Source organism: Streptomyces sp. 3211.6 (assembly GCF_003634815.1).
GTDB classification, from domain to species: Bacteria; Actinomycetota; Actinomycetes; order Streptomycetales; family Streptomycetaceae; genus Streptomyces; species Streptomyces katrae_A.
Genome location: NZ_RBXC01000001.1, coordinates 139,584 through 153,724, shown reverse-complemented (window position 1 = coordinate 153,724; position 14,141 = coordinate 139,584). Strand labels below are relative to the sequence as shown.

At 69.0% G+C, this 14,141-nt stretch carries 12 protein-coding genes and 1 pseudogene; 8 read left to right on the top strand and 5 right to left on the bottom strand.

Going from position 1 to position 14,141, the window contains the following annotated elements; all coding sequences use genetic code 11:
- Window positions 1-316: 316 nt before the first annotated feature.
- The 4 genes from BX286_RS00655 to BX286_RS36265 all read right to left on the bottom strand — a co-directional run bounded on the left by BX286_RS00655 (window position 317) and on the right by BX286_RS36265 (window position 4,778).
- Window positions 317-1,282 carry a ThiF family adenylyltransferase gene (locus BX286_RS00655; protein WP_100862013.1) on the bottom strand — a complete coding sequence of 322 codons (966 nt, stop codon included), beginning with the start codon at window positions 1,280-1,282 and terminating at the stop codon, window positions 317-319.
- A 41-nt stretch (window positions 1,283-1,323) separates the two neighbouring features.
- On the bottom strand, window positions 1,324-2,568 hold the full coding sequence (locus BX286_RS00650) for a hypothetical protein (protein ID WP_121014304.1): 1,245 nt from the start codon (window positions 2,566-2,568) through the stop codon (window positions 1,324-1,326).
- Window positions 2,565-4,526, bottom strand: coding sequence for a B12-binding domain-containing radical SAM protein (locus BX286_RS00645; RefSeq protein WP_159036655.1), 1,962 nt, complete (start codon window positions 4,524-4,526; stop codon window positions 2,565-2,567). The genes BX286_RS00650 and BX286_RS00645 overlap by 4 nt, the downstream gene beginning before the upstream one ends.
- A gap of 90 nt (window positions 4,527-4,616) precedes the next feature.
- A complete protein-coding gene (locus tag BX286_RS36265) occupies window positions 4,617-4,778 on the bottom strand; it encodes a hypothetical protein (protein WP_159036654.1) in 162 nt (53 codons plus the stop codon).
- Window positions 4,779-5,376: 598 nt separating this feature from the next.
- On the opposite strand from BX286_RS36265, the gene BX286_RS00640 reads away from it, so the two are divergent.
- The 8 genes and pseudogenes from BX286_RS00640 (at window position 5,377) to BX286_RS00605 (ending at window position 13,738) form a co-directional block, all read left to right on the top strand.
- Window positions 5,377-6,615, top strand: coding sequence for a cytochrome P450 (locus BX286_RS00640; protein WP_398897968.1), 1,239 nt, complete (start codon window positions 5,377-5,379; stop codon window positions 6,613-6,615).
- Between the two features lie 86 nt (window positions 6,616-6,701).
- Complete coding sequence (locus BX286_RS00635) at window positions 6,702-7,970, top strand: MFS transporter (RefSeq protein WP_185117132.1); 1,269 nt, start codon at window positions 6,702-6,704, stop codon at window positions 7,968-7,970.
- 53 nt (window positions 7,971-8,023) lie between these two features.
- The gene (locus BX286_RS00630; RefSeq protein ID WP_261993601.1) at window positions 8,024-9,940 is read left to right on the top strand and encodes a RiPP maturation radical SAM C-methyltransferase; all 1,917 of its coding nucleotides are present in this window, start codon (window positions 8,024-8,026) and stop codon (window positions 9,938-9,940) included.
- Window positions 9,937-10,509 (top strand): DUF5825 family protein, encoded by a 573-nt coding sequence (locus tag BX286_RS00625; RefSeq protein ID WP_148710233.1) that lies wholly within the window; start codon window positions 9,937-9,939, stop codon window positions 10,507-10,509. The genes BX286_RS00630 and BX286_RS00625 overlap by 4 nt, the downstream gene beginning before the upstream one ends.
- Entirely contained in the window at window positions 10,502-11,683 is a 1,182-nt protein-coding gene (locus BX286_RS00620; protein WP_148710232.1) for a cytochrome P450, read from the top strand. The genes BX286_RS00625 and BX286_RS00620 overlap by 8 nt, the downstream gene beginning before the upstream one ends.
- 244 nt (window positions 11,684-11,927) lie before the next feature.
- Window positions 11,928-12,257 (top strand): hypothetical protein, encoded by a 330-nt coding sequence (locus tag BX286_RS00615; protein ID WP_121014299.1) that lies wholly within the window; start codon window positions 11,928-11,930, stop codon window positions 12,255-12,257.
- 467 nt (window positions 12,258-12,724) lie between these two features.
- Window positions 12,725-12,820 (top strand): annotated as a pseudogene (locus BX286_RS00610) (IS481 family transposase); the annotation flags it as partial.
- A gap of 375 nt (window positions 12,821-13,195) precedes the next feature.
- Window positions 13,196-13,738, top strand: a complete 543-nt coding sequence (locus BX286_RS00605; protein WP_121014298.1) for an SMI1/KNR4 family protein — start codon at window positions 13,196-13,198, stop codon at window positions 13,736-13,738.
- Window positions 13,739-13,808: 70 nt separating this feature from the next.
- Here the strand turns inward: BX286_RS00605 and BX286_RS37200 are convergent, their stop codons facing one another.
- Complete coding sequence (locus BX286_RS37200) at window positions 13,809-13,931, bottom strand: hypothetical protein (protein ID WP_257790377.1); 123 nt, start codon at window positions 13,929-13,931, stop codon at window positions 13,809-13,811.
- Window positions 13,932-14,141: the final 210 nt, after the last annotated feature.

Below are 14,141 nucleotides of genomic sequence, written 5' to 3'. Positions count from 1 at the left end.
AGGCCGAGCAGGACTTGAGCTGGCTGTAGACGCACAGCTCCAAAACGGACTTGTCACTTCGCCGTAGCTTCGGGAGAACAGGGCCTACCCGAGGGTGGGCGTCCAGACAATCCTCAGCCTGTCGGCCACAGGTCAGCTCCTGCGTCACCCCATCGCCGCGGAACGCGGCATCCCGCGGCCTGAGCAGTGGAACCCGGCACCCACCCGACGAGACAGCCAGGCCCTCAACCCGGGCGCACACCGAGAACCCCACCCGAACAAACCGAAAGGTCCGCCGAAAAGCTGACGGGCCCTCACGAAAGATCGAGGCCAGAGCTCACCTTCCGCACTCTCGGGTCAAAGCCGTCCCCAGCAGCTCGACGCGATGCGAAGTCGTCCGGGCGCTCACACCGATTATGCCGAAGATGAGATCACGGCCCATCGTCGCGCCCACCAGCGTATTGACCGGGCCGAACGAGGCCGCCATCGGCGTGACCGCGGTTCCGGCCACGGCCTTCGCCTCCTGGAGCGACGCGAGGAAGGCCGGGACGTCGGCGGGCCGGATCAGCGGGCCGCTCGACCCCACCCGGAGGCCGCAGCCACCCGTCATCATCGACACTCCGCGCTCCAGACACGCCTGGGCGCACACTTCCGGCAGCGACGCGGGACGGTCGGCCGCCACGACGAGGAACCCGCCTTCGCGCAGGTACGGCACCAGCGCCTCGCTGGTCATGATGGTCTCCATGGCAGCGGTCGGCTCCGCTTCGGGGAGGCGCTCACGCACCCACTCGCGGGCCACATCGACCTTTGCCCGTCCGACGTCACAACGTCGGTAGAGGTACTGGCGGTTGAGGTTCTCCAGCGCGACCCGGTCGCCGTCCACGAGCGTGAGTCCGCCCACGCCCGCACCCACGAGCTCGGCCAGCACCGCGCCGCCGATGCCGCCGACGCCGAGAACGGTCACGTGCGCCGCGCGCAGCCGTTCCTGTGCGGCGCCGGCGTCCAGGCCCAGGGCCGCGAAGTACTCGACCTGGTTCCGCCAGGCGGACGACTCCCACGAGCGGTCGAACGGTGCGACGACGAGGCGGAGCCGAAGGAGCGTGCGCACGATGGCGTCCGTGTTCCCTCCCCTCGGCACCGGGAGGCCGAGCGGGTCGTCGGAGACCGCTTCGAGCCATGCGAACATCGCTTCGGGGCAGCGCCGGACCAGCAGTACCTCGTCGGAGAAGACGCGCAGCTCGTCGCCGTCGCGGGACCAGGTCGCCGCAGGCGAGAGCACGTAGCGGTCGCTTCCGTCAGCCATCCCTGGCCTTCCTTCATAGCGAGATCACCGTTTGCCAGGGGTCATGGAGAACCGGCGCTCCAGCTGAACCGGGGAAAGCGCACGGCGTCCATCGGCGGCCAGGGCCGGCCCGCCAGTGCCTCTCGCTGCAGCCAGTGGCCCCGGAGCCGCAGCAGCGGCAGGACCGGGCACTGCTCGCGCGCCGCTCGCCGCAGCTCGTCGGCCGCTTCCTCGTCGTCCGGGTCCTCGGACAGCCGGCGCAGCAGCGGCGCGAGGACCGGATCGCGGCGTGCCGGGTCGAGCAGGTCCAGGGCTCCGATCGGATCCTCGAAGAGCGGGCCCCGCAGGGCGAGGAGCAGGTCGAAGGACTGGGCCGAGCCCGAGACGAAGTCGGCGGGTGCCAGCTCGACCTCGACGCCGAGGTTCTCGTTCAGCTGGGCCGCGACCTCTTCGGCCACGTCCAGGTTGGGGTAGTAGTCCCAGTACCCCAGGCGCAGGCGTTCACCGGTGCCGGCGGTGCTGGGCGGAGCCTCGACGTGGTGGTCGGGCGCCGCCGACTCCACGCCGTTCCAGCACCGGGCGACCAGGCGGTCGTAGCGGAGCGCGCCGAGGAGCCTGCGGCGGAACTCCGGGTCGCCCACCGCCGACCGGCTGCCGGGGACGGCCTCCAGGCACATCTCGATCCCGGTCGGTGCCGTGTGGAACGCCCCGCTGTCCGCGAAGTCCGGAACGCGGTCGAGCGGAAACGCCGTCGCGCACGTCACGTCGGCCTCGCCCCGCCGGAACCGCTCTGGGGCGCCGTGCGGATCCCGGCGCACGAGCACCTGCACGGGGGGCGTGCCGGCCCTGACGGGTTCGAGCCAGTACTCGTCGTCGGAGGTGCGCACGGCACGCTCGTACGCGCCCGAGGACAGCTGTCCGCACGGCGAGACCGGAGCGAGGTCGACGCTCTGGAGCAGGCCGGGGAGGTGCGGCGCCGGGCGGCGAAGCTCGATGACCAGCGTGTCCTTCGAGGTGTGGACCGTGCGGATGTCGATCAGGAACCGCTGGAGCGACGGCACCGTGAGCGCGGTCCGGATCGCCCGGGCGTGATCGCTCGCACGCACCGGGCTCCCGTCGGAGAAGGACGCGTCCCGCTGGACGCGGTAGTGCTGGCTGAGTCCGTCGTCCGTGCACCACAGGAGGTCGAGCCTGCTGTGCTGGCTCGCCGAGGCGAACCAGCGGCTCAGGTAGTCGCCTCCCGTGGGTCCGTGCCACCGGATCGGGTCGTCGTCCACCTCGACGACGACGGGGCGCGGGGCGCTCACGTGGCCGGGAGGGGGCTGTCGGCCACCGGCGGAGTCCGCCCGGGGGCGTCCGGCGAGGCGTCGATCCGGGCGCACAGTCCCGCCACCGCCGTGGCGACCTCGCGCAGCCGTCCGGGGGCGACCTGGGCGAGGAGTGCCTCGCGCTCCTCGCTCCCGCGCGGCATGAGCGCCTTGAACATCTTGGCCTGCCCCGGCGTCAGACGGAGGGTCGACACCTCCGCCTCGCTCGCGCGGTACACGACCACGACGGTCGGACGGTCCAGCTCCGGCTCCCAGGTGATCTCCCGCGGGTCGGAGACCATCGCGACGACGTCGACGTCGAGGTCCGCGGTCAGGAAATGCGGCTTCTCCCCCACGACGGCGGGCCGCCGGTACACGTTGACGAGTTCTTCCTCGACCTCGTCGCCACGGAACCCCGCGAGCATCGAGTCGTACGTGAACAGCGCCCTGGCGGTGCGCGCGTGCGCGCCGTCCAGCTTCGCCAGGATCTCACCGAGCGCGTCCTCGACCGGCATGTCGGACCGCTCCAGGAGTGCGTCGATGACTTCCACGTACGTGAGCCCCGCGCCCTGCTTCAGGAACCGCAGCAGGTGGTAGTAGCGGCGCGTGAAATACCTGGAAAGGCGCAGCACATCCTGGTAGTACTCGTATTCCCGGTTTCCGCTGCGGATGAAGCTGAAGCCGGTGAAGATCTCGGCTTCTTCCTTGATGAGCGCGCGGACGTCCGGCGGGAGGAAGGTCCCCATGACGTCGAGTTCGCCCTTGAGCGGTTCGAGTTCGGCCCGGTACTCACCGGTGATCTCGGCGCCGGGGAGCGGCTGGAGCACGCTGAGGTCGCTGTTGACAGCCCCGTAGGCGATCGCGTCGAACACGACCTCCAGGGACTTCTCCAGGTCCTCGGCGGCTTCTTCCGGGTAACCGACAATCGTGTTCGTCTCGAACTGGATGCCGACTTCCTGGGCGGACCGGAAGAACTCGTAGGTCCGCTTGGTCGAGGGCATCTTCAGCATGGACTTGAGGATCTTCTCCGATCCCGCGTCCGTGCCGCAGAAGATGTTGAAGCACCCCGCGTCGGCCATCCGCCGCAGAAGGGACGGATTGACGTTGTCCGGCCGGACCGCGCAGCCCCACTCGAAGATGTCGTTGTGCTCCGCGAAATAGGAGACGAACTCGTCGAGGTACGTGCGCTTGTTGGCGAAATTGTCGTGCAGGAAGTTGAACTGGGTGACCCCGTAGGTGCGGTGCAGGAACCGCAGCTCTTCGAGGATGACCGCGGGGTCCTTGATCCGGAAGTCGCGGTCCCAGAACGTCGACGTCATGCAGAACTTGCACGAATAGGTGCACCCGGAGCCGATGTGCACATCGAAGATGTGCGGGGTCGAGAGCCGGATGTAGTCGCCCATCGGGACGGCGTCGTACGCCGGCATCGGCACGAGGTTCAGGTTCGTGGTCGGCTGCGGCCCGCTGGACACCACCTGGCCGTCCACGCACGACCAGAAGCCGCGCACCTCGGCGGGATCGGTCCCGTCGGCGAGGGCGTCCGCGAGAGCGGTGATCGCGAGCTCTCCCTCGCCGCGGCACACGAAGTCGACGCAGTCGGCGAAGCGCGGGAGGGCGTCGGGGAAGACGCCGAACGTCCCGGGTCCGCCGAGCACCACCGTGACACCGGGCCGGAGCTGCTTGACCCGGCGCCCGATGAGGAGGCACGACGGGAGGGTGTCCGCGAGGCAGGTGAGGCCGAGCACGTCGGGGTCGGCGGCGAGCAGACGCTCACAGGTCTGGTCGAGCCAGTCGGCGTCACTCGGTTCGAAGACGCCGATCCGGTGCTCGTACTCCAGGTCGACGACGACGGTGGGGTGGCCGTGCGCCCTCAGGGGAGAGGCGATGCAGAGAAGTCCGAGAGGGACGAAGAAAGGGGAATTGGTGTCGGAATTGATCAGGGGCCGACCCAGCGTCACGCGAACATTCCGCGTGGACGTCCGGACCGACACCTGGCCCTCCCCGGCGAACGAGAGGGCCAGTCGTTTCGGAGTCGCCATCGGATGTGATTAGCAGCGCCGCGCGACGATGGCACCGAGTGTGGCCGACGACAGGGAGATGAGCTCCACGTCGTCGACGAGGTCGAACCCCTCGCCATCGGTGAAAAGCACCATGTCCGGCTCGGCCTCGGTCATCGCGATCACCGGACTGTCCTGCAGTTCCTGCATCATCGTTGTCCCTTCTTCACCTGGACTGGCACCAACCTCTTCATCCCACCCAGTTCTTGAGGTCCTGTCAATGGTGCGTGCATACATGGCCCGGCACGGCGTCCGAAGCCGCTTCCCGGCGGCGGACGGAGGGACCGCCGCCGTCCGTTGGATTCCGCTTCTCCCGCGCCCGCCAACGCCTTGGGCCGCGAATTCCCTGGCCAGAAACCTTGTCGCGGCGGAGTGAGAGGGAGTATCCACCCACTCTGGATGGAGGGCGCCCCAAGGTGCGGCAACCACCAGCAGTCCGAGCGATCTGGGCGATTTCACACGGCTGAAGTCCCGCTCCGGGCACGCGCTCCGGCTCTCCGCCGGCCGGCGGATGCGGTGTCTTCCTGCCTCTTGTGGGGCTTGATCAATGCTGGGTAGGGTGCTTCGGGTCCGGAATACTGCCAAACGGGGAGGCCGGACATGGCCGGTTTTCCACTCTGTGGCGCAAAAGAACGAGCACCGGAATCCGCTGGCTGCGGAAGCCGATTCGGTGATCACACCCTTCAGCCGGCATCGGCCCCCCATGTTGATGTTTCTTCCGTTATGGGACGTTCGGAACGGAGCTAGGATTGTGACGTCTTCGCAGGCCAACGTTCCCGAGCTGGAATCCACGGCAATCCCGTACTTTCCGATGCCCCGGGCGTCCGGCTGCCCGCTGGATCCGGCACCCGGGCTCGCCGAGCTGCAGGAACGGGCGCCGCTGGTCCGGGTCCGGCTGTGGGACGGCAGCACCCCGTGGCTGGTGACCCGGCACGCGGAACAGTGCGCGCTGCTGTCGGACCGCCGGGTCAGCGCGGACTGGATGCAGCCGGGCTACCCGTTCCACACCCAGTTCCTGCGCGACCACCACGGCGAGGGCCAGTTCCTGACCGCCATGGAGGGCCCCGAGCACCTCCGGCTGCGCCGGATGATCGCCCGGCCGTTCACCCCCCGCATGGTCGAGAAGCTGCGGCCGACGATCCAGCAGGTCGTCGACGAGCGCATCGACGCCCTGCTGGCCGGCCCGAAGCCCGCGGACTTCGTGTCGGAGTTCGCCCTGCCGATCCCGTCCAGGGTCATCTGCCACGTGCTGGGCGTCCCCTACCAGCACCACGACTTCTTCCACCGCGCCATCAGGGCGGTGACCGAGAGCGACGTCCCGGCCGACGTCGCGAGCAAGTCCGAACGCGAGCTGTACCACTACTTGGCCAAGCTGATCGGCCACAAGCTCGCCCACCCCGATGACGGCCTGCTGTCCCAGCTCGCCACCGAACGGCTGGCCACAGGCCAGCTGAACCGGCACGAACTGGTGATGCTGGTCCTGTTCCTGCTGATTTCCGGGCACGAGACCACGGCCAGCATGATCGCTCTGGGCACGCTGGCCCTCCTGCTCCATCCCGACCAGATCGCCGTGCTGCGGGACGCCGACGAGGCCGGAGTGGACGGGGCCGTCGACGAGCTGCTGCGGTACCTGACCACCGTCCAGCCCGGCCGCCGCCGCGTGGCCGTGGAGGACATCGAGATCGCCGGACAGCTGATCCGCGCCGGCGAGGGCCTGATCCTCCCGGAGGAGATCGGCAACCGCGACGCGAGCGTGTTCCCCGACCCGGAGAAGCTGGACCTGCGCCGCGACGCCGGCCAGCAGCTCGCCTTCGGGTTCGGTGTGCACAAGTGCACCGGCCAGCCGCTGGCCCGCCTGGAGCTCCAGGTCGTGTTCACCGCCCTGTTCCGGCGCATCCCCACCCTGGCCCTGGCCGTCGACCTCGACAGCCTCCCGTTCATGGACGACGGTCTCGGGTACGGCCTCAAGGGCATGCCGGTGAGCTGGTAAGTGAACGCGACCGAGCAGGAGCCGAATCCGCCCGTGATGGTGGAGAACGTCCTTGACCACCGGAGTCACCAGGGGGGACCCGCAGCATGACCGGCACCACAGAGGCCCTTGACGGATCGGCGGCGGCCGACGTGGCACGCGACGTCACGCGCCCGTTCTACATCTACGCCGTGCTCTCCAACTCGATGTTCCAGCGCGGCGTGTTCGTCATCTTCCTCTACCAGCAAGGCTTCTCCGCCGCGCAGGTGGCCCTCCTCCAGACCTTGCTCTTCCTGGTCAGCGGACTCGCGGAGCTGCCCACGGGCATCATCGCCGACCGGATCGGCAGGCGTGCCAGCATCGTGATCGGCCAGGTGCTGGTGGCCGGATGTCTGCTCGGTCAGGTGGCGACCTCCGACTACTGGCTCTTCCTGGCGCTGTTCATCGGCCAGGGCGTGGGCATGGCCTGCGTGTCGGGTTCGGACACCGCCCTGCTGTACGACCTGCTCGTGCGCCGCGGCGCGACGAGCGGCTACGTCAGGATCAGGTCCCGGTTCACCATGCTCGGGACGGTCACCTCGGGGGCCGCCATCATCCTCGGCGGCCAGCTTCAGCGGTTCTCCTGGGGAATCGTCTACACCGCCTCGGCGTCGTGCCTCGTCGTGGCCGTGCTGGTGCTGCTGGCCCGGGTGCCCGAGATCCGCGGCGCGGACGCGGTGGACGAGCAGGACGGCGCCGGGAAGGAGCACGGCGACACCACGGCCTGGCGGGCCATGCTCCGGGTCGCCACGCCGGCGCTCGTGACGCTCGTCGTGGTGTCCGGACTGATGCACGCGACGCTGACGCCCTACATCATCTTCACCCAGAAGACGCTCTCCGATCAGGGTGCGAGCACCGCGCTGGTCAGTGTGGTCATCTCGGCGGGATTCTTCATCGGCGGCCTCACTCCCCTGCTGTCGGACCGCGCCGACCGGCGCATCGGGTACCGGATCATCGCCCCGTTGTCGCTCCTGGCGCTCGCCGCGGCCCTCGGCCTGACCGGCCTCGGCCTCGTCTGGGTCACCATCGCCGCGTTCCTGCTCCTGGTCGGAATCCCCGAGATCACCGCCGTGCTCGTGGACAACGTGTTCAACGAGGCGGTGCCCTCGCGCCACCGGGCGGGCCTGCTGTCGATGATCGCGTTCGTGGAGTCGGTGCTCATCGGCATCGGCTATCTCGTCCTCGGCGCGCTCATGGGCGGACTGGGCTCCAGCGTGGGCATGGCCGTCTACGCCGCGGTCCCCCTGCTGGCGTGTCTCCTGTGGCTCCCGGTGCTCATCCGCGGGACGCGGGTGAGCACCGGGAGCGAGCAGGCCGCCGCCCCGGAGGAATCCTGAAACAGCCCGTCTCGGCCAATGCCCCTGATCGATGAGGAGCCGAAGTGGAACTGATGCAGATCGGGCACGAACAACCGGTGCTGAATCTCTCCCCCCCGGTCGTACATGAGGACTCCCTCTCGGTCGCGCTGGTCTGCATGCCCTGGGCCGTGGTCGACATGCCCTCCTTGGCGCTGAGCACGGTCGCCCCGCTGTTCGAGCGGCGCGCAGAGGTCGAGAAGCTCGACGTCGTCTACGGCAACATCCGGTGGCTCGACCACCTGGTCCGGGAGGCGGGCCTCGAACGCGGGCACTACGAGCTGATCGTCGACGCCGAAGTGTTCGGGGTCGGCGAATGGGTCTTCTCCAGCTGTTTCCGCCCCGGTGTCGACCCACGGAGCACGAGCTTCTACGACCTCATACGCGACAGCGAGCACGTCGACGCCTACTGCGCGATGTTCCGCGCGGCGCCCGCCTTCATCGACGAGCTGGCCCGGGACCTCGTGGCCTCGGACGCCGACGTCCTGGGGCTGACGACGACCTTCGACCAGAACATCGCCTCGTTCGCGCTCGCGCACCGCGTCAAGCAGCTGCGGCCGGACGTCGTGACGATCCTCGGCGGGGCGAACTGCGACGGCGTCCAGGGCACGGCGGTCCACCGCGCCCGCCCGGAGTTCGACTACGTGATCCGGGGGGAGGCGGAGCACTCGATCGCGCCGCTCATCGCCCACATCGCGGAATGCCGCAGCGGTGACGGGAAGAAGGACGAGGAACTGCTCCGTGTCGTGCCCGGCCTGTGCTGGCGGTCCGACGCCGACGGAACCACGGTCAGCAACCCCATCGGGCGGACGCCCGTCTCGATGAACGTGGTGCCGGAGCCCACCTACGACCACTACTTCCGCGATCTGGGGAAGTCCCCGGCCGCGCCGTTCATCGACGTCAAGATCCCGCTCGAGGCCAGCCGCGGCTGCTGGTGGGGCGCGAAGCACCACTGCACGTTCTGCGGCCTGAACGGGTCGGCCATGACCCATCGGGCGAAGCCCGCCGAGCGCGTGCGGGCGGAGGCCGGCCGGGCCATCCGCCGGCACAACGTGCTCGACCTGGTGTTCTCCGACAACATCCTGGCGCCCGAGCACGTCGTGCAGCTGACCTCGGATCTGGCGCTGCCCGCCGAGTGGGACGTCCGGCTGTTCGCCGAGGTGAAGTCGAACCTCAACTTCAGTCAGCTGGAGTCCCTCGCGCGCGCCGGCTTCACACAGCTGCAGCCGGGTGTCGAGAGCCTGTGCACGCCCATCCTGCGGATCATGCGCAAGGGGGTGACCGGATGGCAGAACGTGCGGTTCCTGCGCGACTGCGCCACCTGCAGGATCTACCCCTCGTGGAACATCCTCGTGGGCTTCCCCGGGGAGCAGGACAGCGACTACGAGGCGCTGATCGCCTCGCTCCCGTCCCTCCACCACCTGACGCCGCCCGCCGGGGCGTTCCCGATCAAGCTGGAACGCTTCAGCCCCTACTTCGACGATCCCGCCCTCGGTCTGCAGGCGCTCGGCCCCTCGCTCAACCTGGTGAGCGCCTACGAGGGGGTGGCGGAGGGCCTCGACGACCTCGTCTACGTGTTCGAGTCCGCGCCCGCCGGCCTCTCTCCCGCGACGAACCAGCTGCTGCGCGAAGCGGTCGCGAGCTGGAAGGACACCGCCTCGGTCTCCCGGCTGGTCACCCTGCCGTCGCCGGACGACTCGCTCGTCGTCATCGACGACCGGCCCGCCTGGCCCTCCCGTGAGCTGGTGTTCCGGCCGGGGCTCGAAGCCGAGGCGTACCGGGCGCTGGCGAAGGGCAAGACGCTTCCCGCGCTCGCCTCCGCGATGCGCTCGCTCGAGATCGACCTGCGGGAAGGTCAGCTCGAAGAGCTCGTCGAGAACTGGACGGAGCTCGGCATCGTCTTCCATGAGGACTCGACCTATCTGGCGCTCGCGACGGGATTGCGTTGGTGACGAAGCAGACAGCAGAGCGGCGGTCGAACCGGCGGAGGCTCTTCGCGCCGGTGGACCTCCACTCGGTGCGGAGCAGGCAGGACCTCGTCGCCCTGACCCGGTCGGGATACGCCGGGATCAGACTGACCGGTCACTTCGCCCTGCAGGAGATGGGCGACGACGAACTCGTCTCCCTGATCGCGCTGCTCCGTGACGCCCGCGGGGTCGGCCTGCGGGTCTCGTGGAGCGGCGACTGCGGCACCCTGGAGGTCGGGGGCCTGCGCCACCTCGACCCGCCGCGGCGGCCGGACGGCTCCTTCGCGTGGTCGGCGCAGGAGGGAAGGGCCCTCGTCGTCCGGCGCGGTCCGACGTTCCTGGCCGTCGAGGACACCCGCCACGGGGAGCGCCGCCGCATCGACGTCGACCGCTCGGAACCGGCGGCGGCCATCCTCGACGAAGGCCGCTGGGGGCGTACGCTCACCCCCGCCGAGGCGGCCAGCCTGGACGCCCTCGAACTGCACGACCTCGTCTTTCGTGCCGGCGACCACGCCGTGGGCATCGCCGTGAGACAAGGAGTCTGGTGTGTCTGAAGGCCACATCCTCTTCCGCAGGACGCTCGACGAGCGGACCGTGTCGCGAGGGCCGGGGGAGCAGCCCGGGCCTGTCGTCCCCATGCGCATGGGGACGGCCGGGCTGGGCCTGCTCGTCAACGATCACCGCGAAGCCACCCGCATCCTGTCCGACGTGGAGACCTACGGCAGCGCGGGCGAACTGATGGCGAGCGTCTTCGACGAGCCGGACGAGGCGCATCCGGACGGCTCGCATCCGCACGCGGCGTCCGAGGAGGTCTTCGCGGTCAACCAGACCGACGGGGAGGAGCACCGCCGCGTGCGGCGCGCGCTCCGGAGGGTCATCGACACCCGCGTGCGCGACGTCTCGGACCAGCTGGTCCAGGACGTGCGGCAGGTGGTCGAGAGCGCCCTCGCGCTGGGGAGGCTCGACGCGGTCGCGTCGATCGGCGTGCCCATCGCCGACAGCGTGATGTCGCGCCTGCTCGGACTCGACGAGAAGCTCGTCTCGGCCCTGCGGGCCGCGGTGTACGGGGGATACCCGGTCCGCGAGCTCGACGCCACCCTCGTCGACTGGGTGCGCGACAGGCGGGCCCGCCCCGCCGACGACCTCGTGTCGGACCTGATGGCGGAGCTCCCCTCCCTCGACGACCGGCAGGTCGCGGCGAACACCCGGCTGCTCGCGCTGTCGGGCGTCGAGGTGCTGGCGGCGCTGATCACGAACGGCATCCTCTGCCTGGCGCAGGACCCGAAGACCCAAAGCCTCGTGCGCGACGACGAGACGCTGCTGCCCGGCCTCGTCCATGAGGTGCAGCGGTACGCGAGCCCGATCGCGCGGGGGATCTACCGGATGTCGAAGGAGTCGTCCGTGATCGGCGGGTACGCGGTTCCCGCCGGCACCCTGCTCGTCATCGGGGTGGACGTCTGCAACAGGGACACGTCCGTGCTTCCCGACGCCCACAGGTTCGACCCCACGCGCGGCCGGGATTTCGAGTACCTGACGTTCGGCCGTGGGAAGCACTCGTGCCTGGGCATTCCGGTCACGCGGCTCATCGCGGCGCAGGCCCTGCGCGTATTCCTCTCGGGAACGACGAGTTTCGGCCTGACCGTGGAGCCGTCAGAGCTGCGTTTCCACGATACTGCGGTCATGAACGGGCTCGTCGAACTCCCGATTTGGGTCGAGTGCGCGAACTAGTGTCTCGTGATCCTGATTGCGTCACTTCGGTGGGGTGGTCCGGGTGAAGGGTTTCGCGGAAGTGGACGTGCGGGTTCTTCGCGAGCCATGCCTCCACGTCCGGGGAGGCGTGCCTGGAGAGGTTCGAGGCAGAGGCGAACTCGTGGTGAGGCGGGTATCTGCCGTGGGCCCCCGACGAGCTCGGGCCGAGACCGTGAACCCGGTTGCTCGTCGCCGCCACTCCCGGCTCGGAACGACCATCACGGTGCCGCTGACGACCGGTGGTCTGTCCGCCTGCTCGCCGGCCCCGGAAAACATCCTCGCGGTGGAGGCGGTGAACAGCTGGACCGCCCGACTGCTGACCATGACCTGCTCCGAGTTCACTGCGGACCAGTTCGGCGTGCAGCAAGGGGACGGGTCCGACAACGGACTGCGCGACTGGGCAGTGCCCCGTGCTCTGACCGGGCCTCGGGTGGATTCCGTCCAGGTGTCCAAATTGAGGGACCTGCCAGCGGGGGAGGTACCGACGAGCGACGGCGACGGCGGCACCGTGACCTCGGGCCGCGACGACCACTATCACGAGCTGGCGTCCTGAGAAGGCTTCGGGGAAAGGGCAGGGCTTCGCGCACCCGTCCCGGCTCATCCGGTCTTGGCGGTGGCCTCGGCGCCACCGGTCTCGTTGACCTTGCCACGGGGGCTCATGCAACGTACGACGGGCAGTGGGTGGGAGACGAGGAGGCAGGCGACCCCACCCTCTTCCCAATCATCCAGGAGGGGTGCCCTCCCCGGCCGGCGGCGAATTCCAGGCCACCGACGCCATCGCCGCCTACGCACGCGACCACGAGGTCCTCATCCATCCGGTTGCCGGGGAGTACTGTGCGACATCCCGTGGGTTGCTCTGAGCCTCCCTGAGTCTTCAACCTCGTGGCCAGGGGGTTCTGTTCTGTCCAGGGAGGTTGTGGACGGGTGATGCAGGTCTCGGCTGAGAGATCTTGAAATGGGTGAGGGCCTTCTGGCCTGGTGTGGATTGCGACATCTGCACCGGCGACCAGAAAGGCCCTCGTGCCCCACCGTAATGCACCCCTGACCGAGACCGGACGCCTGCGGCTGGCCCATTGCGTGGTCGAGGACGGCTGGCCGTGGCGGCGGCCGTCTGAGTACGGAGACCTGCGTCCCGCCTGGACATCCCTCCCTGGACCAGCAAGATCCATTGTCAGGGTGTCCACTCCACGGGGTCAGCCTCAGAGACCCATGCCCGTGGCCGGCTGGGCATCGGCTGTCCCGTGGCGATCGGCTGCGACCACACTCGCACCTGAGCCACGAGCAGTAACCACCGAAGCCCAGTTCGACGCTGTGATGTCGGCCCAGGACCGGAACAGGCCGCATGGCAGATGGGGCAAGCGGCGCAAACCGCAGAGAGCGTAGGCTCCAGCAGCGGCGGGGGCGCTTCGACCGGCCCGCAGTGCTAGACGGTTACAGTGGGCGAGCCCGTTGAGTGGCATAGCGCATCCGTGCAGAGAGGGGCAGCGGGGAATGAGTGTGGCGGAGAGCTGGTCCCGCGTCATGAATCTCCTCCGGGCACATGCGCCGGCCGATCACGCGGACCTGCCCGGCCCGGCCCCGGAGCGGGTACTCGCGGCCGCCGAGGAGCGCATGGGTGTCTCCTTGCATCAGGACCTGCGCGTGTGGCTGCTGCAGAACAACCTGGATCTCCCCGAGGACGATGTGGACGACGACGTCGCCTGCTGCGGTTACGCCGGGTTCCCGGACGAGGCGAGCTTCTTTCTGGGCATCCGGGCGATGGAGAAGCTCTACGCCAACCACCCCTTGTCCGGTGGCGACGAATGGCGCGAGGAGTGGATCCCGTTCCTGTCCGATCAGGATGCCTGGACGGGGCGGTTCATCGATGTGACGGACGGACGTATCGGCAAATGGTTCGTGGGTGAGCCCACGGCCACCGGCGAGCACCCGTCACTGGCCCACTACTTCGACTCCGTGGCGGAGATGCTGACGAGGATCGGCACAGGGGACTATCCGCCCTGTTCTGTTGTCGATGGGCGACTTGTCTGGTTGTGAGGCCGCGACGCCGTGAAACAGAAGTGCCCCCCGGAACCGAAGACGGCCGGGGGCACTTCTCATGGTCCGGTTACGGAGTGGGTGCGGTGAATCCGTCGAGGTCGACCCAGTAGCCGTCGTCCTCCATCAAGCGCTGATCCTTGATGAAGTCGCCGAACGGCCGCATCGACTGGGTGTTCTGCCAGTTCGACATCGAGGACCGGCCTCGGTGCCGGGGTGTTCGGCCGCAGGTGGAGCGTCTTGGTGTCGTCGGCGTTGCGCTTGAGATAGGTCTGTATGCACTCTCCGCGCCGCTGTAACCGACGGGGTTGGGGCCCGCCGGGTTTCCGGCGCTCTGCGCGGCGTTGGCGAACACGAACTCGTCACAGCTTTTCAAGTCGGTGATCGGCTTCCCTGCGTCCAG